Consider the following 18924-nt stretch of genomic DNA (forward strand, 5'->3'; position numbering starts at 1 on the left):
CACGGCGACAGGGGCAAGACGGTCTGGTTCGAGTGTGCTCAGCGGGAGGTGCCGAGCTCCGCGAGCACCGCGTCGGTGAAGGGCGTCCAGACCTCGGCGGCCCAGGGGCCGAACGCGCGGTCCGTCAGTGCGACGCAGGCCGCGCCCGCCGCCGGGTCGATCCACAGGAACGTGCCGGACTGGCCGAAGTGGCCGAAGGTGGCGGGGGAGGAGGACAGGCCGGTCCAGTGCGGCGACTTGGAGTCGCGGATCTCGAAGCCGAGCCCCCAGTCGTTGGGGTTCTGATGGCCGTAGCCGGGGAGCACGCCCTTGAGGCCGGGGTGGACGACGGTCTGCGCCTCCAGCACCGTACGCGGGTCGAGGAGGCGCGGGGCCTGCACCTCGGCGGCGAAGCGGACCAGGTCGTCCACGGTCGAGACGCCGTCCTTGGCCGGGGAGCCCTCCACGGTCGTGGAGGTCATGCCCAGGGGCTCCAGGACCGCCTGGTGCACGTACTCGGCGAAGGGGATCTCCGTGGCCTTCGCGATGTGGTCGCCGAGCACCTCGAAGCCCGCGTTGGAGTAGAGCCTGCGGGTGCCGGCGGGCGCGGTGACCCGGTGTTCGTCGAAGGCGAGGCCGCTGGTGTGCGCGAGGAGGTGGCGGACGGTCGATCCCTCGGGGCCGGCCGGTTCGTCCAGCTCGACGGCTCCCTCCTCGTAGGCCACCAGCGCCGCGTACGCCGCGAGCGGCTTGGTGACCGAGGCCAGCGGGAAGCGGTGTGCGGTGGGACCATGGGTACCCAGGAGCGTGCCGTCCGAGGTGACGACGGCGGCTGCCGCGGTGGGGACGGGCCAGTTCTCGATCATCGCCAGGCTCTGCATGCGTACGAGCCTAACGGGAACCCGAAAGCGAGATCGCCCCTGATATCGCTTGCCTGGAGTGCACTCCAAGGTTCTAGCGTGGAGGACATGACGGTGATGGAAAGCATTTCCGCACGCACGGACACCTGCGCTTCGGCACCCGAGGTGCATCCGCGCCCCGAGGGCCAGGACCGGTACACCATCAGCGAGGTCGTCGCGTTCAGCGGGCTCTCCGCCCACACGCTGCGCTGGTACGAGCGGATCGGGCTCATGCCGCACGTGGACCGCTCGCACACGGGCCAGCGCCGGTTCAGCAACCGCGACCTGGACTGGCTGGCCTTCGTCGGAAAGCTCAGGCTGACCGGGATGCCGGTCGCCGCCATGGTCAGATACGCGGAGCTGGTCCGCGAGGGCGAACACACCTTCGCCGAGCGGCAGGAACTGCTGGAGTCGACCCGGCGCGACGTGAGGGCGCGGATCGCGGAGCTCCAGGGAACCCTGGCCGTACTGGACTTCAAGATCGAGTTCTACGGCGGCTCCACCGCGGCGACGGAATCGGAAAGGGTCTGAGGACATGAGCGACACAGCGAAGATCGGCACGGCACGGCTCGGCGACGGAGGCCCGCAGGTCGGCGTGCAGGGGCTCGGCTGCATGGGGATCAGCGAGTTCTACGGGGACACCGACGAGGCGGCGGCCAGGGACACCCTGGAAGCGGCGCTGGAGGCGGGCGTCACCCTCTTCGACACGGCCGACGCCTACGGCCGGGGAGCCAACGAGGAGTTCCTCGCGCCGTTCTTCGGGGCGCACCGCGACGAGGTCACGGTGGCCACGAAGTTCGCCATAGAGCGGACCGACGACCCGCACTACAGGGGAGTGCGCAACGATCCCGCGTACATCCGGGCGGCCGTCGAGGGCAGCCTGCGCCGGCTGGGCATTGAGGTCATCGATCTCTACTACATGCACCGCCGTGACCCGCTCGTCCCGCTCGCCGAGTCGGTGGGCGCGATGGCCGAGCTGGTGCGGGAGGGCAAGGTCAGGCAGCTCGGGCTGAGCGAGGTGACGGGGGACGAGCTGCGTGAGGCGCACGCCGTGCACCCGATCGCCGCTCTCCAGTCCGAGTGGTCGCTCTTCAGCCGTGACGTGGAGCGCACCGCGGTGCCCGCAGCGGTGGAGCTCGGGGTGACCTTCGTGCCGTACTCGCCGCTCGGCCGGGGCTTTCTGACCGGGGCGTTCGCGGACGCGGCGAAGGACCTGAAGGCCGGCGACTTCCGCACGCACCAGCCGCGCTTCACCGGCGAGAACGCGAAGACCAACGCGGCTCTGCTGGAGCCCGTGCACAAGATCGCGGCGGCCCACGGGGCGACGGCCGCACAGGTCGCGCTGGCCTGGGTGCAGCAGCGGGCGCAGGTGCACGGCCTCGCCGTCGTACCGATCCCGGGCACCCGCAAGCGCAGCCGTCTGCTGGAGAACCTCGGGGCGATCCGGCTGACCCTGTCCGAGCAGGAGCTGGAGCAGCTGGAGCCCATCGCCGGTCAGGTGGCGGGGGACAGGTACCCGGACATGAGCAGCACGTCCCTGGCCCGCGAGTAGCCTCACGCCAGCCGCAGCGCGAACACCGCGAAGCCCGCCGCGAGCAGCCCCGCCGCCGCCCGGCGGGCGTTCGCGCCGCGGGTGCCCTTCTCCCAGGGCTGCTCGAAGCGGTGGGCGCCCCGGGCGATCAGGACCAGCAGCGCGGCGAACAGCGGCATCCAGGCCAGCCGCGCGAGAATCCAGCCGGCCGAGACCGGGCTCGTCGTCAGACCGGGCACCGCGCCGGCGAAGGACGCGGGGACGGCGGCGGCCAGCATCGCCGTCTGGTGCCAGCACAGGATCGTCATCGCGGACAGATTGATCACCACCACCGGTGCCCACAGCGCGGGACGGCGGAGCGCCGTCGCGATCCGGCCGTGCAGCAGGACGGCCGCACCGCTCTGCGCCGAGGCCAGCGCGAGGACCAGCAGCGACGGCGGATGCGAGTTGGTCCGCGCCTCGCCGGGCACACCGACCATCGACGCCGGGTAGTGGAAGGCGAGCAGCAGCGCGGCGAACAGAACCGTGCCGCCGACGAGCAGCACCCGCGCCCCGCGCCGGGACAGCCGCCCCTGCCCCCAGGAGACGCCGAGCTGATAGGCGAAGAGCCAGCCGGGCAGGATGTTCAGCACCCCCAGCCAGGACGGCACGGCATCCGCGTACGGCCCGTAGCGCAGGAAGTCGACCACGGCGACCGAGCCGATCAGCGGGGCCGCCGCCCAGCCGCCGAGCCGGTCCGCGAGGCGCACGCAGTACGGCGTGAGCGCGGTGACGACGGCGTAGACCCCGACGAACCAGAGCGGCTGGATCACCAGCTTCGCGCCCGTGCGCAGAGTGGCCTCGGGCACCCCGGCCGCGTACAGCACCGGAATCATCAGCGCCCACACGGCGGTCACCCCGAGCACCGGCCTGCCCAGCCTCACCATCCGGCTGCGCAGCCAGGCGCCGGTGGTGGACGGCCTGCGGTGGTAGGAGAGGACGGAGGCGTAGCCGCCGACCAGGAAGAAGACGCCCAGCATCTGGAGCACCCAGCTCACCGGGGAGAACACGGCGAAGGTGGAGAGCGGGCTCGCGTTGTGCAGCGCGCCCCCGCCGTCCAGATCGAAACCGCCGAGCAGCCAGTGGCCGGTGGGCACGGCCAGCAGGGCGAGGGCGCGCAGCCCGTCGACCGCGCGGTCACGGTGGGCCGGGGTCCGCTCCTCGATCCTGGAGACCAACTGCCGGACGCTCATCGGGAGACCCCCTCGGCGATGCCGGCGAAGGCGCGGAGCGAGTCCGTGCCGGGAGCGAAGTAGCCGGTGTGGCCTTCTGCGTCCTCGGCGGGCACGCGCAGGGCCCCGAACTCCGGGTCGGCCGGGTCGGCGCCGTGCCCCAGCCCGGCCACCTCCACATGCGGCACGTCGTCGATCCAGTCGGTGTCGTCCTTCGCCGCCCAGACCCGGGCCCCGGTGCGCAGCCCCGCCACGTCGTCGGCGCGCATCCCGGGGGAGCCGAGCACGACCAGGTCCGTGGCGCCCAGCCGGGAGGCGGCGAGCCCGCACACCACCGAGCCGTAGCTGTGGCAGAACACCACGGGTGCGGGCAGCCCGTCCGCCGCCAGGCCCGCCGTGAAGCGGGTCAGCCGCTCCGCACCCGCCTCGGCCAGCGTGCCCGTCGCCGCGTCGAGGCCGAGGCCGACGGGGGTGGTGTATCCGGCCCAGGCGACGACGGCACCGTCCCCGCCGGTCTCGGCGTACAGCGACCTCGCCATGCCCGCCGGGGTGCCGTACACGTCGCCGCGCCGGTCGAAGGTCCCGGCGTCGATGTCCGAACCGGGCACGACGACGGAGACATGGCGGGCCGAGCGCAGGTCCCCGAACACCTCGGCGACCTGGCCGCGGCCCCGGGGGTCGAAGGCCAGGATCTGCCGGCCGGGCGCGGCGAGGCTCCTGTAGCGCGGATCGTGGGAGGCGCGCAGGGCGAGGGAGTTGGCGCGGTAGCGGAGTTCGAGGGGCGCCCCGTCGAGATTGCCGACGACCGACGGGTGGCGGTCCGACAGCTCCTGCTGTTGGGTCGCGCTCAGCCCGGCGAAGAACCGCCGTACCTGCTCCGGCGTCGCACGGGCCGGGTCGGGCAGTTCCCGCCCCAGTACCCCGTCGGCGCGCCAGGCCGCGCTTCCGGGCGGCGGGCCGGTCACCGCCCGCTGGGTGTTCCCCGACGCCCAGCCGGCCGTTCCCGTCACCACCGCGGTCGCCAGTGCCAGCGCGGCCATCGTCCTCGCGTATCGGCGCATCGTTTCCTCCCCGTACGGCGTGCGCACACCGGGCGGTGTGCCGGGGAGGAAAGTAGGAGGACGGTGCATGACAGGGCGTCACCCCGAGGGGCCAACCCCGAGGTGGTACCGGGGTAGGGGGTGTACGGGGGGCCTGCCGCATCGGCCACCGGGGGACAGCCCCACGTCCGGGGGCCTGCCGCATCGGCCACCGGGGGACAGCCCTACGTCCGGGGCCCCGGCCGCATCGGCCACCGGGGGGCAGCCCCACGTCCGGGGCCCGGCCGGGAGATTCCGCCGGGTCCGCGCGCGGTTCCCGCTGGGTTTCCGTGCCCCTGGGGTCCGGGTCAGCCCTCGAGGACCGTTCGCGGGGCCCTGTTCATGCGCGGGGGCCGTCCTGAGGCCCGCTCACCCCTCGCCGGGGGCCACCAGCCCCGACTCGTACGCGAAGATCACGGCCTGCGCCCGGTCCCGCAGGCCGAGCTTGGCCAGGACCCGGCCGATGTGGGTCTTCACCGTCTGCTCGGCCAGCACCAGCCGCGCCGCGATCTCCTGGTTCGACAGGCCTCGGGCGATCAGCTCCAGGACCTCCGTCTCACGCGGCGTCAGACCGTTCAGCCGCAGCGCCGGTCCGCCCGACGGGGGCGCCGGCCGCTGCCGTGCGAAGTCCGCGATGAGCCGCCGCGTCACGGACGGCGCGAGCAGCGCGTCGCCTGCCGCCACGACCCGCACCGCGGAGATCAGGTCCGCCGGTGGAGCGTCCTTCAGCAGGAATCCGGACGCCCCGGCGCGCAGCGCCTCGTAGACGTAGTCGTCGACGTCGAAGGTGGTGAGCATCAGGACCTTCGGCCGGTGCACCACCCCCGGCGGCGGGCTCAACAGCGCGCGGGCGGCGGCCAGTCCGTCCATCTCCGGCATCCGCACATCCATCAGGACGACATCCGGGTGCACCGTCCTGCTGACCTCGACACCCTGCCGCCCGTCCGGTGCCTCGCCCACCACGTCGATGTCGCTCTGCGCGGCCAGCAGCGCTGCGAACCCGGCCCGCACCATGGCCTGGTCGTCGACGATGATCACGCGGATGGTCACGGTTCCTCCGGGGCGGGGGGAGCCGGGGACGGCTCGGGCGGTTCGGACTGCTGGGTCTGTTCGGACGGCGGGAGCGGGAGCCGCGCGGCGACCCGGAAGCCCCCGTCCGGCAGCGGCCCGGTGTCGAGCGTGCCGCCGGTCAACCGTACGCGCTCACGCATGCCGACCAGCCCATGTCCCGTCCCCGACGCCTCCAGCGGTGAAACCGGCTCCAGCGCCCCGTCGTTGACCACCAGCACCGTCAGATGACCGCCACCCGCCGTGACCGACACCCGGGTCCGCGCGCCCGGCGCGTGCCGCACCACATTGGCCAGCGCCTCCTGCACGATGCGGTACGCGGACAGGTCCACCGCCTGCGGCACATCGCCCCGCTCCACCGCGTCCCGCACCTCGGCCGCCATCGACAGCTCGGCCGGGAGGCCCGCCCGTACCGTCGCCTCCACCAGCTGCTGCACCCGGTCGAGGCCGGGCTGCGGGGCCAGTTCGCCCCGGCTGCCGTCACTGCGCAGCACCGACAGCAGCCTCCGCATCTCGGTCAGCGACTCCCGGGCACCGGCCGCGATCGACGCGAACTCCGCCTTCGCCTCCTCGGAGAGCCCACCGATCCGGTACGGAGCCGAATCGGCCTGCACCGTGATCACCGACATGTGGTGCGCGACCACGTCGTGCAGCTCACGGGCGATCCGCGTCCGCTCCTCCAGCAGCGTCCGCTGCGCCCGCTCGGCCTCGCTGATCGTCTCCTGCTCGACCAGCATGCGCTGGGCCTCGCTCCGCTCCCGAACGGCCGCCCCGATCACCAGCACCACGGCGCCGAGGACGCAGAGCAGGAGCGCGCCGCCGTCGCTGCGGGAAGGGGCGACGAGGTGCAGCACCAGCCCGGCCGCGCCCGTCGCCAGCCATACGCCGATCACGGTCCGCCGGGTCTCCCGCAGCCCGAGAGCCAGCAGCACGAAGAGATAGCCGGTGATGACCGGCGGGGGCCACGGCCAGATGTTGCCCGGCAGCTCGGGGCGGCCCAGCAGGACCACGGCGCCCAGGATGTCCGCGGCGAAGACGATCCACCAGGCCTGGAGCGGCCGGTGCGCCAGCATCAGCAGGGGCGCGGCCTGCCCGACCGCCAGGGCCGCGGCGATCCCGCCGGGCACCCCGTAGTCGTTGGTGAGGATCTGGATCGTGACGGGGACGAAGACGCCCGTCAGCGCGAGCACGGCGGCGTAGGGCAGCAGGCGCAGCCAGAGCCTCGGGGACTCCGCGAGCAGGGGTGTCGGCGGGTGGGACGGGTGGGACAGCCCGTGGGCGAGCTCGCGCAGATTGCGGCGGGCGGCGCTCAGCAGACCGTCGGCGGGCGGCGGTGGCCCGATGGGGGATGAGGTCATGATCGGGCCAGGGTAGGCACGGAGCGCACGCCGTGGCGTCATACCGGGGGGGTGGACCACGGGCACCCGCCTCGTACTCCGGTACGGGTCGGTGGGCCGCGGGCCTTGCGTGGTTTTCCGGTACGGGTCGGTGGGCCGCGGGCCTCGGGTGGTTTTCCGGTGCGGGTCGGTGCTCACAGCTCGGCGAGCAGCTCCGCCTTCTTCGCGCTGTACTCCGCGTCCGTCACCAGACCCGCCTGGTGCAGATCGCCGAGGTGGCGTATCCGCTCGGCGATGTCCGCCGGATCGCGCCGCGCCCCGCCCACCGGGACGGCGGCGGTCACGACGGGCACGGACTGGGTCCTGCGGACGGTCTCCAGGACGGCCGCCGCGAAGGGCAGCGACTCGTGCACGGGTCCGTACCCCAGGCCGAACACCACGGCGGCGGGGTCCTGGTCCGGCTGGACCCGCCGGGCGACCGGAAGGACGGCGCCCTGCGCCGGGTCCTGACCGGGACAGTCCTCAAGGGACTCCGCTGCCGCGCCGCGCGGCAGGAGCCGGAGATACCCCTCGAAGGCATCGGGCGAACGCCACTCGATCCCGCCGAGCTCCGCCACGGGGAACGACTGGTCGCCGGACTTCCACTTCGCGCTGGAGGCGCCCGTCCAGAACCAGCGGAAGGAGACGAACCGCCCGTCGAAGCCCGCCCGGCCGTCGTAGGCCTTGAAGTGCATCGGGGGCTCGGGGGCCGTCACCAGGAAGCGCTCGGCGGGCAGGGACGCCTCGTCCCCGAGGAGGGCGCGCAGCTCGTCGGCGTAGTAGTCGGCGAGTGTCTCGCTCTCGGCCGGAAGCACCAGGCGGTAGGGGTCGCAGCTCTCCTTGAGCTGTCCGTCCGCGGCCTCCAGCAGCGGATCGGCCCCGGGTCTCGGCACCGCGTGAAGGACCACCGTGCCCCGCTTGCCGGGGGTCAGCGTCACCGACGACAGCGCCGCATACGGGATGCGGCGTTCGCGCAGACTCTGGAAGAGCCTCGGCGCGCGGATTCCCCGTTCGAAGCGGATGAGCACGGAGTCGGTGTCGAACTCCCAGGTGGCATGAATTCCGGCCAGCACATCACCCATGTGCCTCATCGTATGTGGCACAGCCTCGCACGTCCCCCTTCGGTACAGGCGCAATCGGGCAGACCGTTCGCCGCTCTCTACGCGCGTCCGGCGTCTCTCTACGCGCGTCAGGTCTCCGGCTACCCGGAAATCTCCCGGTGGCACGCGAGATCGCTGCTCGCGCACGTGACCGAGTCGTACGCACCCACGCCGATCGCGGCGAAGTTGTCCAGGCTCTCCGTGCCCGGCTCGAAATAGCCGCTGTGCCCGATGGCGCCGCTCGCCGACACGATCCGCGCCCCGAAGGACGGATCGACCGGATCGGCGCCGTGGCCCAGCCCGCCGACCTCCATGTTCGGCACCTCCGCGATCCAGTCGTCGCTGTCCCGCATCGCCCACACCCTGGCCCTGGTGTGCAGGGCGCCGGCACTGTCCGCCCGCATCCCCGGGCTGCCCGCGACCGCGATGTCGGACACCCTCGTCGGCAGGTCGTGCGCGGCCACGCCGCACAGCACGGAGCCGTAGCTGTGGCAGAACAGCGAGACGTCCGAGGTGCCGGGCAGCGCCTCCAGAAGCGCGTTCAGCCGCACCGCTCCTTCCGACGCCAGTCCGCCCAGCACGGCGTCCATCCCGATGCCGACCGGCGTCGTGTAGTCGGCCCACGCGATGACCGCCGTGTGCGAAGCGGGGCGCGCCGAGCGCTCCGCCTCGTACAGCGACCGCGCCATGCCGACCGGCGCCGCGTTCTCCTTGGCGCCGGTGCGCTCCAGCGTCAGCAGATTCGTGTCGACCCCCGGCACGACCACGGAGATCCGGTCGGCCCGGTCGAGGTCGCCGAAGACCTCGGCGGCCCGGCCCCGGCCCGAGGGATCGAAGGTGAGGATCTGCCGGTCACCGGCGAGCAGGGACCGGAAGCGCGCCAGCCGCTGCGCGGCCTGATGGCGCCCGTCCGGTGAGAGCCGCGTGTCCTGGGTCCGCTGCTCCTCGGCCGTCTCGGCCTGCGCGAGGGCGTGCCGGTTGGCCCGGTAACGCAGCTCCACCGGCGCGCCGTTGAGATTCCCCACCACGAGCGGGTACTTGTCGGCGAGCGCCACCTGCTGGCCCGCCGTGAGCGCCGTGAAGAAGTGGGCCAGCCGGGAGGCGGGGGCGCCCACGTCCGGGAGAGCGTGACCCGCTATCCGGTCCTTCGCCCAGGACGCGAGCGCGACCTCGCGCGGCGCGGCGGAGTGCTGGTGGCGCACGGCGGTCCAGCCGGTGGTCGCCAGCATCACGAACACGACCGCGATGGCGAGCAGGGCGCGCCATGCGGTGAGGGTGGGGGAGGAGTCGAAGGAAGTCACTGCGCCCCACCCTAGGAGACGCGAACCTGAGGTCGTCGCAGGGGTGACACGGATCACTCGACCGCGGGGAATTGACCCCCCGTCTCTTACGCTCCGTGTGCGCCGGATCCACACTCAGGCGTCCGTGGCGCCGATTCGATGTCCGAAATGACCGTATCGGCCCGGGCGTTGTGAGTTCGGCCATGGGGGAGCCGTGAGGGGTGCGGCACACCTGTGCGGTTCACGTAAGAACGTGCCTACGCGGCGCGCCAGTTCCTCGAGAGCGCAGGTCCGAGGTGGTCCAGGTGGAGTTCGGTCATCGCCCTGAGCTCCTTCGCGCCCGCGTCCTTGCGCCGTCCCCACAGCTGTCCGCTCAGCCGCATCACTCCGGAGAAGGCGGCCACGGCGACCCGGGGGCGCGGGTCCGCCTCGACGTCCAGCCCCTCACGCTCCGCGATCAGCAGGGCGATCTGCTGCTCCAGTCCGATGTTGCGCCGGATGTGGGCGGAGAGCAGGGCCGGGGTCGATTCGATCATGCGATAGGTGCGGATCTGGAGCTCGATCACGGCCTCGTCGCCGATCTCCGCGGCCATCCCGTCCCAGGCGTCGGCGACGGCCCTGCGCATTGCCTCGAAAGGGGCCTCTGCCGCGGGACGTTGACGCAACTCCGCGAGGAACCGCGCGTCCACCGCGTCCTGTACGGCGAAGGCGGTGGCCTCCTTGTTCACGAAGTAGCGGAAGAAGGTGCGCTGGGAGACCCCGACGGCCTCGACGATCTCGTCGACGGTGGTCCGGTCGTACCCCTGTGTGGTGAAGAGCCTGAGGGCGGCGTGCAGCAGGGCCTCACGGGTGCGTTGCTTCTTGCGCTCACGCAATCCGACCCGGGTCCCTGCGAAGGGGGCCCCGGATGTCTGCCTGCGTGTCACGTGCCGGACCTCTTTTCGCGGTTTTTACCTGACCAGCCTACCTGTGATCTACGTGACAGTTACTGTCGCGTGAATTGGTTAGTCAACTGTCAGCGACTGTCATAACGTCCTGTCCATGACTAGTCAGACCACTGTCGAAAAGGCGCCGCGGGAGCCTGAAGACACCCTTGTTCCCGCACCGGCGAAGGGGCTGCGCGGCCACCCGTGGCTGACGCTCTTCGCCGTGGCCATCGGCGTGATGATGGTGGCGCTCGACGGCACGATCGTCGCGATCGCCAACCCCGCGATCCAGCAGGACCTCGGGGCGTCGCTCGCCGACGTCCAGTGGATCACCAACGGCTACATGCTCGCCCTCGCGGTCTCCCTGATCACCGCGGGCAAGCTCGGCGACCGCTTCGGCCACCGCCAGACCTTCCTGATAGGGATCGCGGGTTTCGCCGCCGCGTCGGCGGCCATCGGCCTCTCCGACAGCGTCGCCCTGGTGATCGTCTTCCGCGTGCTCCAGGGCCTCTTCGGCGCCCTGCTGATGCCTGCGGCGCTCGGACTGCTGCGCGCCACCTTCCCCGCCGAGAAGCTGAACATGGCGATCGGCATCTGGGGCATGGTGATCGGCGCCTCGACCGCGGGCGGACCGATCCTCGGCGGTGTGCTCGTGGAGCACGTCAGCTGGCAGTCCGTCTTCTTCATCAACGTGCCGGTCGGTGTGATCGCGCTCCTCTTCGGCCTCGTGATCCTCAAGGACCACCGCGCCGAGAACGCGCCGAAGTCCTTCGACATCGGCGGCATCGTGCTGCTGTCACAGGCGATGTTCTGCCTGATCTGGGCGCTGATCAAGGGCTCCGAGTGGGGCTGGGGCGACTGGAAGACGCTCGGGTTCCTCGGTGCCGCGCTCGTCCTGTTCTTCGTGTTCGCGCTCTCCCAGAAGAACGTCCGCGAGCCGCTCATCCCGCTGACGATGTTCCGCTCCCTGCCGCTGTCGGCCGGTGTGGTCCTGATGGTGCTGATGGCGTTCGCCTTCATGGGCGGCCTGTTCTTCGTCACCTTCTATCTCCAGAACGTGCACGGCATGAGCCCGGTGGACAGCGGTCTGCACCTGCTGCCGCTGACCGGGATGATGATCGTCGGCTCGCCGCTCGCCGGCGCCGCCATCACGAAGTTCGGCCCGCGCGTGCCGCTGGTCGGCGGCATGGTGTCCGTCGCGATCGCCATGTTCGGCATGTCGCAGCTGACCATCGGCACCGGGACGCTGACGATGTCGCTCTGGTTCGCGCTCCTCGGGTTCGGCCTCGCGCCGGTCATGGTCGGCGCCACCGAGGTCATCGTGGGCAACGCCCCGATGGAGCTCTCCGGCGTCGCGGGCGGTCTCCAGCAGGCCGCCATGCAGGTCGGCGGCAGCCTCGGTACGGCCGTCCTGGGAGCCGTCATGGCCGCCCAGGTCGACGCCAAGCTCGACGACAACTGGAAGGCCGCGGAGCTCCCGCCGGTCGACGCGGCGCAGCTGGACCAGGCGTCCTCCGCCATCAAGGTCGGTATGCCGCCGATCGCGCCGGGGACCCCGCCGGAGCTCGCGGTGAAGATCACGGACGTCGCCCATGACACGTTCGTGTCGGGCATGAGCTCCGCCTTCATGGTCGCGGGCATCGTCGCCGTGGTCGCGGCCCTCGTCGCCACGCTCACCAAGCGCGGCGCGAACGCCGAGGCCGGGATGGGCGCAGGGCACATCTGACCCCTCGGCCGCCCCCGGCACACCGCCGGGAGTAACGCGTCAACACAGCGCACCCGACAGCCCCGCCGGACGGTACCGGCGGGGCTGTCGCCTATCAGGGTGGTCCGCTCCCCGGCCCCTTCCCCGTACGCTCCGGCGCAGGTCAGAGTGCGGACATGGCGAGTCGTCCGGCTCGCCCGACCACGGGGGTTCATCACCATGCGTACGACCGTTCTCGCCGCCGCCCTGGCGGCCACCGCACTCGTCCCGGCCACCGCCCCGGCCTCCGGCGCCGCGCCGGGCACCGACCACCGGCACACGGGCCAGGAACGCACCCGCAGCGCGCCGCACTCCCCTCCGAAGGGGCTCGCGCCGTGCGGGGCGGGGCAGCTCTGCCTCTGGGCGGAACCCGACTTCACCGGGGCCGCCCAGGTCCACGAGCTGTCCGGCGTCGACATCGAGAGCTGCGTCCCGCTGCCGGCCGGCCGCCACGCCCAGGCACTCGTCAACCGCACCGGGCGGCCCGTCACCACCTACCAGTCCGCCGAGTGCGCCGAGACCGGCGAATTCGAGACGTACCCGGGCGGGGGTACCTGGGTGCCCCGGTCGCCCTACACGGTGCGGGCATTCAAGATCTGGGAGAGCTGAGGGGGTAGGACCGCGTCCGGCCCGCCTGCGGGCAGGCGGCGCGCCGGTTCGGTCCTGCGGGCGCGTGCGGCGCGCTGAGTGGTTTGCAGGGCGCCGGGCCGGTCCTGCGGGTGCGTGCCTCGCCCCGGGCCCCCAGGCAGGCCCGGCTCCGGGCCGAGCGTCCTGCGGGTGCCGCGCCGCCCGGCCCGGGGCCGGGAACGCCGGAGGGCGGCAGGGCCGTGAAGCCCTGCCGCCCTCCGGGCGCTCTCCCGCCGCTCTCCCGCGGGACCGCGTGTTCCTTACGCGTCGCCGCCGGCCGGGCCGGGACCCGCCGCGGCCACGTCCAGCAGCTCGTAGCGGTCCAGCGCGGTCTTCAGCGCCGAGCGGTCGATCCTGCCTTCCTTCGCCAGCTCGGTCAGCACCGCCAGCACGATCGACTGCGCGTCGATGTGGAAGAAGCGGCGCGCCGCGCCCCGGGTGTCGGCGAAGCCGAAGCCGTCCGCACCCAGCGACTGGTAGGCACCCGGCACCCAGCGCGAGATCTGGTCCGGCACGGAACGCATCCAGTCCGAGACCGCCACGAACGGGCCCTCGGAGCCGGACAGCTTCCGCGTCACGTACGGGACCTGCTGCTCCTCCTCCGGGTGGAGCAGGTTGTGGCGCTCCACCTCCACGGCCTCACGGCGCAGCTCGTTCCAGGAGGTCGCCGACCAGACGTCCGCCTTCACGTTCCACTCGTCGGCCAGGATCTGCTGGGCCTCGACCGCCCACGGGACCGCCACGCCCGACGCCAGGATCTGGGCCGGGATCTGGCCCTTCTCGCCCGCGCGGTAGCGGTGGACACCCTTGAGGATGCCCTCGACGTCCACGTCGGCCGGCTCGGCCGGGTGCTGGATCGGCTCGTTGTAGACGGTGAGGTAGTAGAAGACGTCCTCGTTCTCGTCGGGGGCCCCGCCGTACATACGGCGCAGACCGTCCTTGACGATGTGCGCGATCTCGTAGCCGAACGCCGGGTCGTAGGAGACGCAGGCCGGGTTCGTCGAGGCGAGCAGCTGCGAGTGGCCGTCCGCGTGCTGGAGCCCCTCACCGGTCAGCGTCGTACGCCCGGCGGTCGCACCCAGGACGAAACCGCGCGAGAGCTGGTCGGCCATCTGCCAGAACTGGTCACCGGTGCGCTGGAAACCGAACATCGAGTAGAAGACGTACACCGGGATCAGCGGCTCGCCGTGCGTGGCGTACGCCGAACCCGCGGCGATCAGCGAGGCCGTGCAGCCGGCCTCGGAGATGCCGTCGTGCAGCATCTGGCCCGTCGGCGACTCCTTGTAAGCGAGCAGCAGCTCACGGTCCACCGACTCGTACTGCTGGCCGAGCGGGTTGTAGATCTTCGCACTCGGGAAGAACGCGTCCATACCGAAGGTGCGGTACTCATCGGGCGCGATCAGCACGAAACGCTTGCCGATCTCCTTGTCCCGCATGAGGTCCTTCAGCACGCGGACGAACGCCATGGTCGTGGCGATCGACTGCTGACCCGAACCCTTCTTCGCGGTCGCGTACGCCTTCTCGTCCGGGAGGGGCAGCGGCTTCGCGCGCACCACACGGGTCGGGACGTAACCGCCCAGACCCTTGCGGCGGTCGTGCATGTACTGGATCTCTTCCGAGTCGCGGCCCGGGTGGTAGTACGGCGGGTTGCCGTCCTCCAGCTGCTTGTCCGCGATCGGGATGTGCAGACGGTCCCGGAAGCGCTTGAGGTCGTCGGCCGTGAGCTTCTTCATCTGGTGGGTCGCGTTGCGGCCCTCGAAGTTCGGGCCGAGTGTCCAGCCCTTGACCGTCTGCGCCAGGATGACCGTCGGCTGGCCCTTGTGGGCCTTGGCCGCCGCGTACGCCGCGTAGACCTTGCGGTGGTCGTGGCCGCCGCGCCCCAGGTGCAGGATCTGGTCGTCGGACATGTCCTTGACCATCTCGCGCAGCCGCGGGTCGTCACCGAAGAAGTGGTCGCGGATGTACGCGCCGGTCTCGGTGGCGTACGTCTGGAACTGGCCGTCCGGGGTGGTGTTCAGCTTGTTGACCAGGATGCCCGTGCGGTCCTGCGCGAGCAGCGGGTCCCAGGTGCGGTCCCAGACCAGCTTGATGACGTTCCAGCCGGCGCCCCGGAACTGGGACTCCAGCTCCTGGATGATCTTGCCGTTGCCCCGGACCGGGCCGTCCAGGCGCTGGAGGTTGCAGTTCACCACGAAGGTGAGGTTGTCCAGACCCTCACGGGCGGCGATCGAGAGCTGGCCGAGCGACTCCGGCTCGTCCATCTCGCCGTCACCGAGATACGCCCAGACGTGCGACTTGGAGGTGTCGGCGATGCCGCGCGCCTCCATGTAGCGGTTCATCCGCGCCTGGTAGATCGCGCCGAGCGGGCCGAGGCCCATCGAGACGGTCGGGAACTCCCAGAAGTCGGGCATCGACCGCGGGTGCGGATAGCTGGACAGGGCGTGTCCGGCCTTCGACTTCTCCTGGCGGAAGCCGTCGAGCTGCGCCTCGCTGAGCCGGTCGAGCAGGAAGGCGCGGGCGTAGATGCCGGGGGACGCGTGTCCCTGGAAGAAGATCTGGTCGCCGCCCAGACCGTCGTCCTTGCCCCGGAAGAAGTGGTTGAAGCCCACGTCGTACAGCGAGGCGGAGGAGGCGAAGGTGGCGATGTGGCCGCCGACGCCGATCCCGGGGCGCTGGGCGCGGGAGACCATCACCGCGGCGTTCCACCGGGTCGCGTTGAGGACCTTGCGCTCGATCTCCTCGTCGCCGGGGAAGAACGGTTCGTCCTTCGTGGCGATCGTGTTCACGTAGTCGGTGCTGCGCATCTCCGGCACGGCGACGCGCTTCTCCCGCGCGCGCTCGATGAGCCGGAGCATCAGGTAGCGGGCCCGCTCACGGCCGCGCTCGTCGACGGCGGCGTCGAGGGAGTCGAGCCATTCCTGGGTCTCTTCAGGATCGAAGTCCGGGACCTGGCTCGGAAGGCCGCCAATGATGATCGGGTTGCGATCGGATCCGGAAGCCACGCTGTTCCTTCGCTGTTCGGTGCTGCACTTCGGGGCCTGGTTGCGGGGAAACGTACCCCCGTGGTGGCCGCGTACGCCGCCACCATCGTGTACCGCGAGGACCTAAACGTCATCTCTACTGTGGGGTAACACAAGGTTCCCGGACGCCGTGTTTGGGCACGAGTGTCAGCAGCGTGCGGGCGCCCCTGCCCAAACCGCAACCATACGCCCAACCCGGCCAAGCGTTCCCAAAGCCCGTTCGAATCCGAATGGCGGAGCGAAACGGCATAAGCTGAGGAAGGACGTAAAGGGTCCGGACACCATTCCCGGCCCCGCAGGAGACATGCCGGAAGTTGCGGCGACGTGGCATGGAACGTCACCGTTTAGGCGGTCTCGGACGCCGGGTACTTGCGCGATTCGCCGAGCCCGTGTGGACTACGGCCAATGCCCCGCGCACGCGCGTGGCTGAAGCATTTTCCGAAACATGATCAGGAGGCAACCCGTGAGCGCGACCGCGGACCACGCGGAGGAACGGACCAACACGGCCGCGAGGCTTGGGTTCGAACCCGGACAGGTGGTCCAGGAGATCGGCTACGACGACGACGTCGAGCAGGAGCTCCGTGAGGGCATTGAGGCCACAATCGGCCAGGATCTCGTCGACGAGGACTACGACGACGTCGCTGACGTCGTCCTGCTGTGGTTCCGCGACGAGGACGGCGACCTTACGGACGCGCTGGTGGATGCCATTGGTCTGATCGAGGACGGCGGGGCGGTCTGGCTGCTGACGCCCAAGACCGGCCGAGACGGATACGTCGAGCCGAGCGACATCAACGAGGCTGCCCAGACAGCTGGTCTTGCCCAGACCAAGAGCATCAACGCGGGCAAGGACTGGACGGGCAGCCGTCTGGTCACCCCCAAGGGGGCCAAGGCCAAGCGCTGAGCTCTTCCGACACCACCGGGGCCCCCGGACAGCATCACGCCGTCCGGGGGCCTTCGTACGCGCCGGTGCGGACCTGCCCGGGCTCCCCGCGGAACGCTGCGTAGGGTGGGTGTCACCCGGACGGCCCAGGCCGGGGAAGTGGTGACGTTTGCGAAGGGACGCGTTTCACATGGCGATCGAGGTCGGCACGCAGGCTCCGGAATTCGAACTGAAGGACAACCACGGGCGGACCGTGAAGCTGTCCGACTTCCGCGGTGAGAAGAACGTGGTGCTGCTCTTCTACCCCTTCGCCTTCACCGGGGTCTGCACGGGCGAGCTCTGCGCGCTCCGCGACGAGCTGCCGCAGTTCGAGAACGACGACACCCAGCTGCTCGCGGTGTCCAACGACTCCATCCACACCCTGCGCGTCTTCGCCGAGCAGGAGGGCCTGGAGTACCCGCTGCTGTCGGACTTCTGGCCGCACGGCGAGACCTCGCGGGCGTACGGCGTCTTCGACGAGGACAAGGGCTGCGCGGTGCGCGGCACGTTCATCATCGACAAGGACGGCGTGGTCCGCTGGACCGTCGTCAACGGGCTGCCGGACGCGCGTGACCTGAACGACTACGTCAAGGCGCTCGGCTCGCTCTGACGGGCCTCCCGGAGCCGGTGAACCCCTGATTCCGGGGGTCGGCGGCCTCCGGATCCGGGGATCACCCCGCGGTTGCCTGCCAAAAGCCTGTTTTGGCAGGGAACCGGTCACTAGGATCCAATCGTTGATCCGATGCCAACGCACGACGGGGGCGACTGGTGTCTGCCGGCCCTCTCAAACTTTTGGAGGACTCGTGGGAGTCAGCCTCAGCAAGGGCGGCAACGTCTCGCTGACCAAGGCCGCGCCGAACCTCACCGCGGTCATCGTCGGTCTGGGCTGGGATGCCCGGACGACCACCGGCGGAGACTTCGACCTCGACGCCAGCGCTCTGCTGACGAACGCCGAGGGCAAGGTCGCCAGCGACGGGAATTTCGTCTTCTTCAACAACCTCAAGAGCCCCGACGGCTCGGTCGAGCACACCGGTGACAACCTCACCGGTGAGGGCGAGGGCGACGACGAGGTCATCAACGTCAACCTGGCCGGCGTCCCGGCCGACGTCGACAAGATCGTCTTCCCGGTCTCGATCTACGAGGCCGAGAGCCGCCAGCAGAGCTTCGGCCAGGTCCGCAACGCGTACATCCGCGTGGTCAACCAGGCGGACAACAGCGAGCTCGCGCGCTACGACCTCAGCGAGGACGCGTCCACGGAGACCGCCATGGTCTTCGGCGAGCTCTACCGCAACGGCGCGGAGTGGAAGTTCCGTGCCATCGGCCAGGGGTATGCCTCGGGTCTGCGCGGCATCGCGCAGGACTTCGGCGTCAACGTCTGAGCCGGTCCGGGGGGACCTCCGGACACAGCAAGCTCCATCGCGTCCGGCGCCGCACCCTGTGCGGCGCCGGACGCGCTCGGCAGAGCGCCCCGCGTCCGGAAGGCGCCGTGCCACCAGAAAGACCGTCCATCGACTCGGGGAGGACACACCATGGGCGTCACGCTCGCCAAGGGAGGCAATGTCTCCCTCTCCAAGGCCGCACCCAATCTCACTCAGGTGCTGGTCGGGCTCGGCTGGGACGCACGATCCACGACGGGAGCCGACTTCGACCTCGACGCCAGCGCACTGCTGTGCCAGTCGGGCCGGGTCCTCGGCGACGAGTGGTTCGTGTTCTACAACAACCTCACCAGCCCCGACGGTTCCGTCGAGCACACCGGTGACAACCTCACGGGTGAGGGCGACGGCGACGACGAGTCCGTCATCGTGAATCTCACCCAGGTCCCGGCTCACTGCGACAAGATTCTTTTCCCTGTCTCGATCCATGAAGCCGACAATCGTGGGCAGACATTCGGTCAGGTCAGCAATGCCTTCATCCGGGTGGTGAACCAGGCGGACGGACAGGAGCTCGCGCGCTACGACCTCAGCGAGGACGCCTCCACGGAGACGGCGATGATCTTCGGTGAGCTGTACCGCTATGGCGGGGAGTGGAAATTCCGTGCAGTCGGACAGGGGTACGCGTCAGGGCTCCGAGGCATCGCTCTAGACTTCGGGGTCAACGTTTCGTAAAGCCGCGCACGGCGCGGGGGAGCCCCGTACACAACCGGGGGAGACCCGTTACATACATGA

Annotated in this window: 17 protein-coding genes; 8 read left to right on the plus strand and 9 right to left on the minus strand. The window is 70.9% G+C overall.

What is annotated here, in order from left to right; all coding sequences use genetic code 11:
* Positions 1-38 precede the first annotated feature (38 nt).
* Entirely contained in the window at positions 39-860 is an 822-nt protein-coding gene (locus tag AMK10_RS10380) for a serine hydrolase domain-containing protein (protein ID WP_073747215.1), read from the minus strand.
* Between the two features lie 87 nt (positions 861-947).
* Between AMK10_RS10380 and AMK10_RS10385 the strand changes: the two genes are divergently transcribed.
* Positions 948-1409: a MerR family transcriptional regulator gene (locus tag AMK10_RS10385; protein WP_073748021.1), complete on the plus strand. Its 462-nt coding sequence runs from the start codon at positions 948-950 to the stop codon at positions 1407-1409.
* A 4-nt stretch (positions 1410-1413) separates the two neighbouring features.
* Positions 1414-2430, plus strand: a complete 1017-nt coding sequence (locus tag AMK10_RS10390) for an aldo/keto reductase (RefSeq protein WP_073747217.1) — start codon at positions 1414-1416, stop codon at positions 2428-2430.
* A gap of 2 nt (positions 2431-2432) precedes the next feature.
* On the opposite strand, the gene AMK10_RS10395 is transcribed toward AMK10_RS10390, so the two are convergent.
* From AMK10_RS10395 to AMK10_RS10425, 7 genes are all read right to left on the minus strand, one after another.
* Positions 2433-3641, minus strand: a complete 1209-nt coding sequence (locus AMK10_RS10395; RefSeq protein WP_073747219.1) for an acyltransferase family protein — start codon at positions 3639-3641, stop codon at positions 2433-2435.
* Positions 3638-4681, minus strand: coding sequence for an alpha/beta hydrolase (locus AMK10_RS10400; protein WP_073747221.1), 1044 nt, complete (start codon positions 4679-4681; stop codon positions 3638-3640). Before AMK10_RS10400 ends, AMK10_RS10395 begins: the two co-directional genes overlap by 4 nt.
* A 387-nt stretch (positions 4682-5068) precedes the next feature.
* Positions 5069-5749: a response regulator gene (locus AMK10_RS10405; RefSeq protein ID WP_073747223.1), complete on the minus strand. Its 681-nt coding sequence runs from the start codon at positions 5747-5749 to the stop codon at positions 5069-5071.
* Entirely contained in the window at positions 5746-7125 is a 1380-nt protein-coding gene (locus AMK10_RS10410; RefSeq protein ID WP_198959670.1) for a sensor histidine kinase, read from the minus strand. The genes AMK10_RS10405 and AMK10_RS10410 overlap by 4 nt, the downstream gene beginning before the upstream one ends.
* A 173-nt stretch (positions 7126-7298) precedes the next feature.
* The gene (locus tag AMK10_RS10415; protein ID WP_073747227.1) at positions 7299-8225 is read right to left on the minus strand and encodes a DUF4429 domain-containing protein; all 927 of its coding nucleotides are present in this window, start codon (positions 8223-8225) and stop codon (positions 7299-7301) included.
* Positions 8226-8344: 119 nt separating this feature from the next.
* Positions 8345-9544 carry an alpha/beta hydrolase gene (locus AMK10_RS10420; protein ID WP_073747229.1) on the minus strand — a complete coding sequence of 400 codons (1200 nt, stop codon included), beginning with the start codon at positions 9542-9544 and terminating at the stop codon, positions 8345-8347.
* Positions 9545-9780: 236 nt separating this feature from the next.
* Positions 9781-10449 (minus strand): TetR family transcriptional regulator, encoded by a 669-nt coding sequence (locus tag AMK10_RS10425; RefSeq protein WP_073747231.1) that lies wholly within the window; start codon positions 10447-10449, stop codon positions 9781-9783.
* Positions 10450-10687: 238 nt separating this feature from the next.
* On the opposite strand from AMK10_RS10425, the gene AMK10_RS10430 reads away from it, so the two are divergent.
* Positions 10688-12175: an MFS transporter gene (locus AMK10_RS10430; protein ID WP_382564211.1), complete on the plus strand. Its 1488-nt coding sequence runs from the start codon at positions 10688-10690 to the stop codon at positions 12173-12175.
* Positions 12176-12373: 198 nt separating this feature from the next.
* Positions 12374-12802 carry a peptidase inhibitor family I36 protein gene (locus AMK10_RS10435; RefSeq protein WP_073747235.1) on the plus strand — a complete coding sequence of 143 codons (429 nt, stop codon included), beginning with the start codon at positions 12374-12376 and terminating at the stop codon, positions 12800-12802.
* Positions 12803-13080: 278 nt separating this feature from the next.
* On the opposite strand, the gene aceE is transcribed toward AMK10_RS10435, so the two are convergent.
* A complete protein-coding gene (gene aceE, locus AMK10_RS10440) occupies positions 13081-15822 on the minus strand; it encodes a pyruvate dehydrogenase (acetyl-transferring), homodimeric type (RefSeq protein ID WP_073747237.1) in 2742 nt (913 codons plus the stop codon).
* Between the two features lie 481 nt (positions 15823-16303).
* On the opposite strand from aceE, the gene AMK10_RS10445 reads away from it, so the two are divergent.
* The 4 genes from AMK10_RS10445 to AMK10_RS10460 all read left to right on the plus strand — a co-directional run bounded on the left by AMK10_RS10445 (position 16304) and on the right by AMK10_RS10460 (position 18864).
* A complete protein-coding gene (locus tag AMK10_RS10445) occupies positions 16304-16741 on the plus strand; it encodes a DUF3052 domain-containing protein (RefSeq protein WP_073747239.1) in 438 nt (145 codons plus the stop codon).
* A 169-nt stretch (positions 16742-16910) separates the two neighbouring features.
* Complete coding sequence (locus AMK10_RS10450; protein ID WP_073747241.1) at positions 16911-17369, plus strand: peroxiredoxin; 459 nt, start codon at positions 16911-16913, stop codon at positions 17367-17369.
* Positions 17370-17562: 193 nt separating this feature from the next.
* On the plus strand, positions 17563-18138 hold the full coding sequence (locus tag AMK10_RS10455; RefSeq protein WP_073747243.1) for a TerD family protein: 576 nt from the start codon (positions 17563-17565) through the stop codon (positions 18136-18138).
* Between the two features lie 150 nt (positions 18139-18288).
* A complete protein-coding gene (locus tag AMK10_RS10460; RefSeq protein WP_073747245.1) occupies positions 18289-18864 on the plus strand; it encodes a TerD family protein in 576 nt (191 codons plus the stop codon).
* The last annotated feature ends 60 nt before the right edge of the window (positions 18865-18924 follow it).

The sequence above is a fragment of the Streptomyces sp. CB02058 genome, assembly GCF_001905505.1.
Taxonomy (GTDB): Bacteria; Actinomycetota; Actinomycetes; order Streptomycetales; family Streptomycetaceae; genus Streptomyces.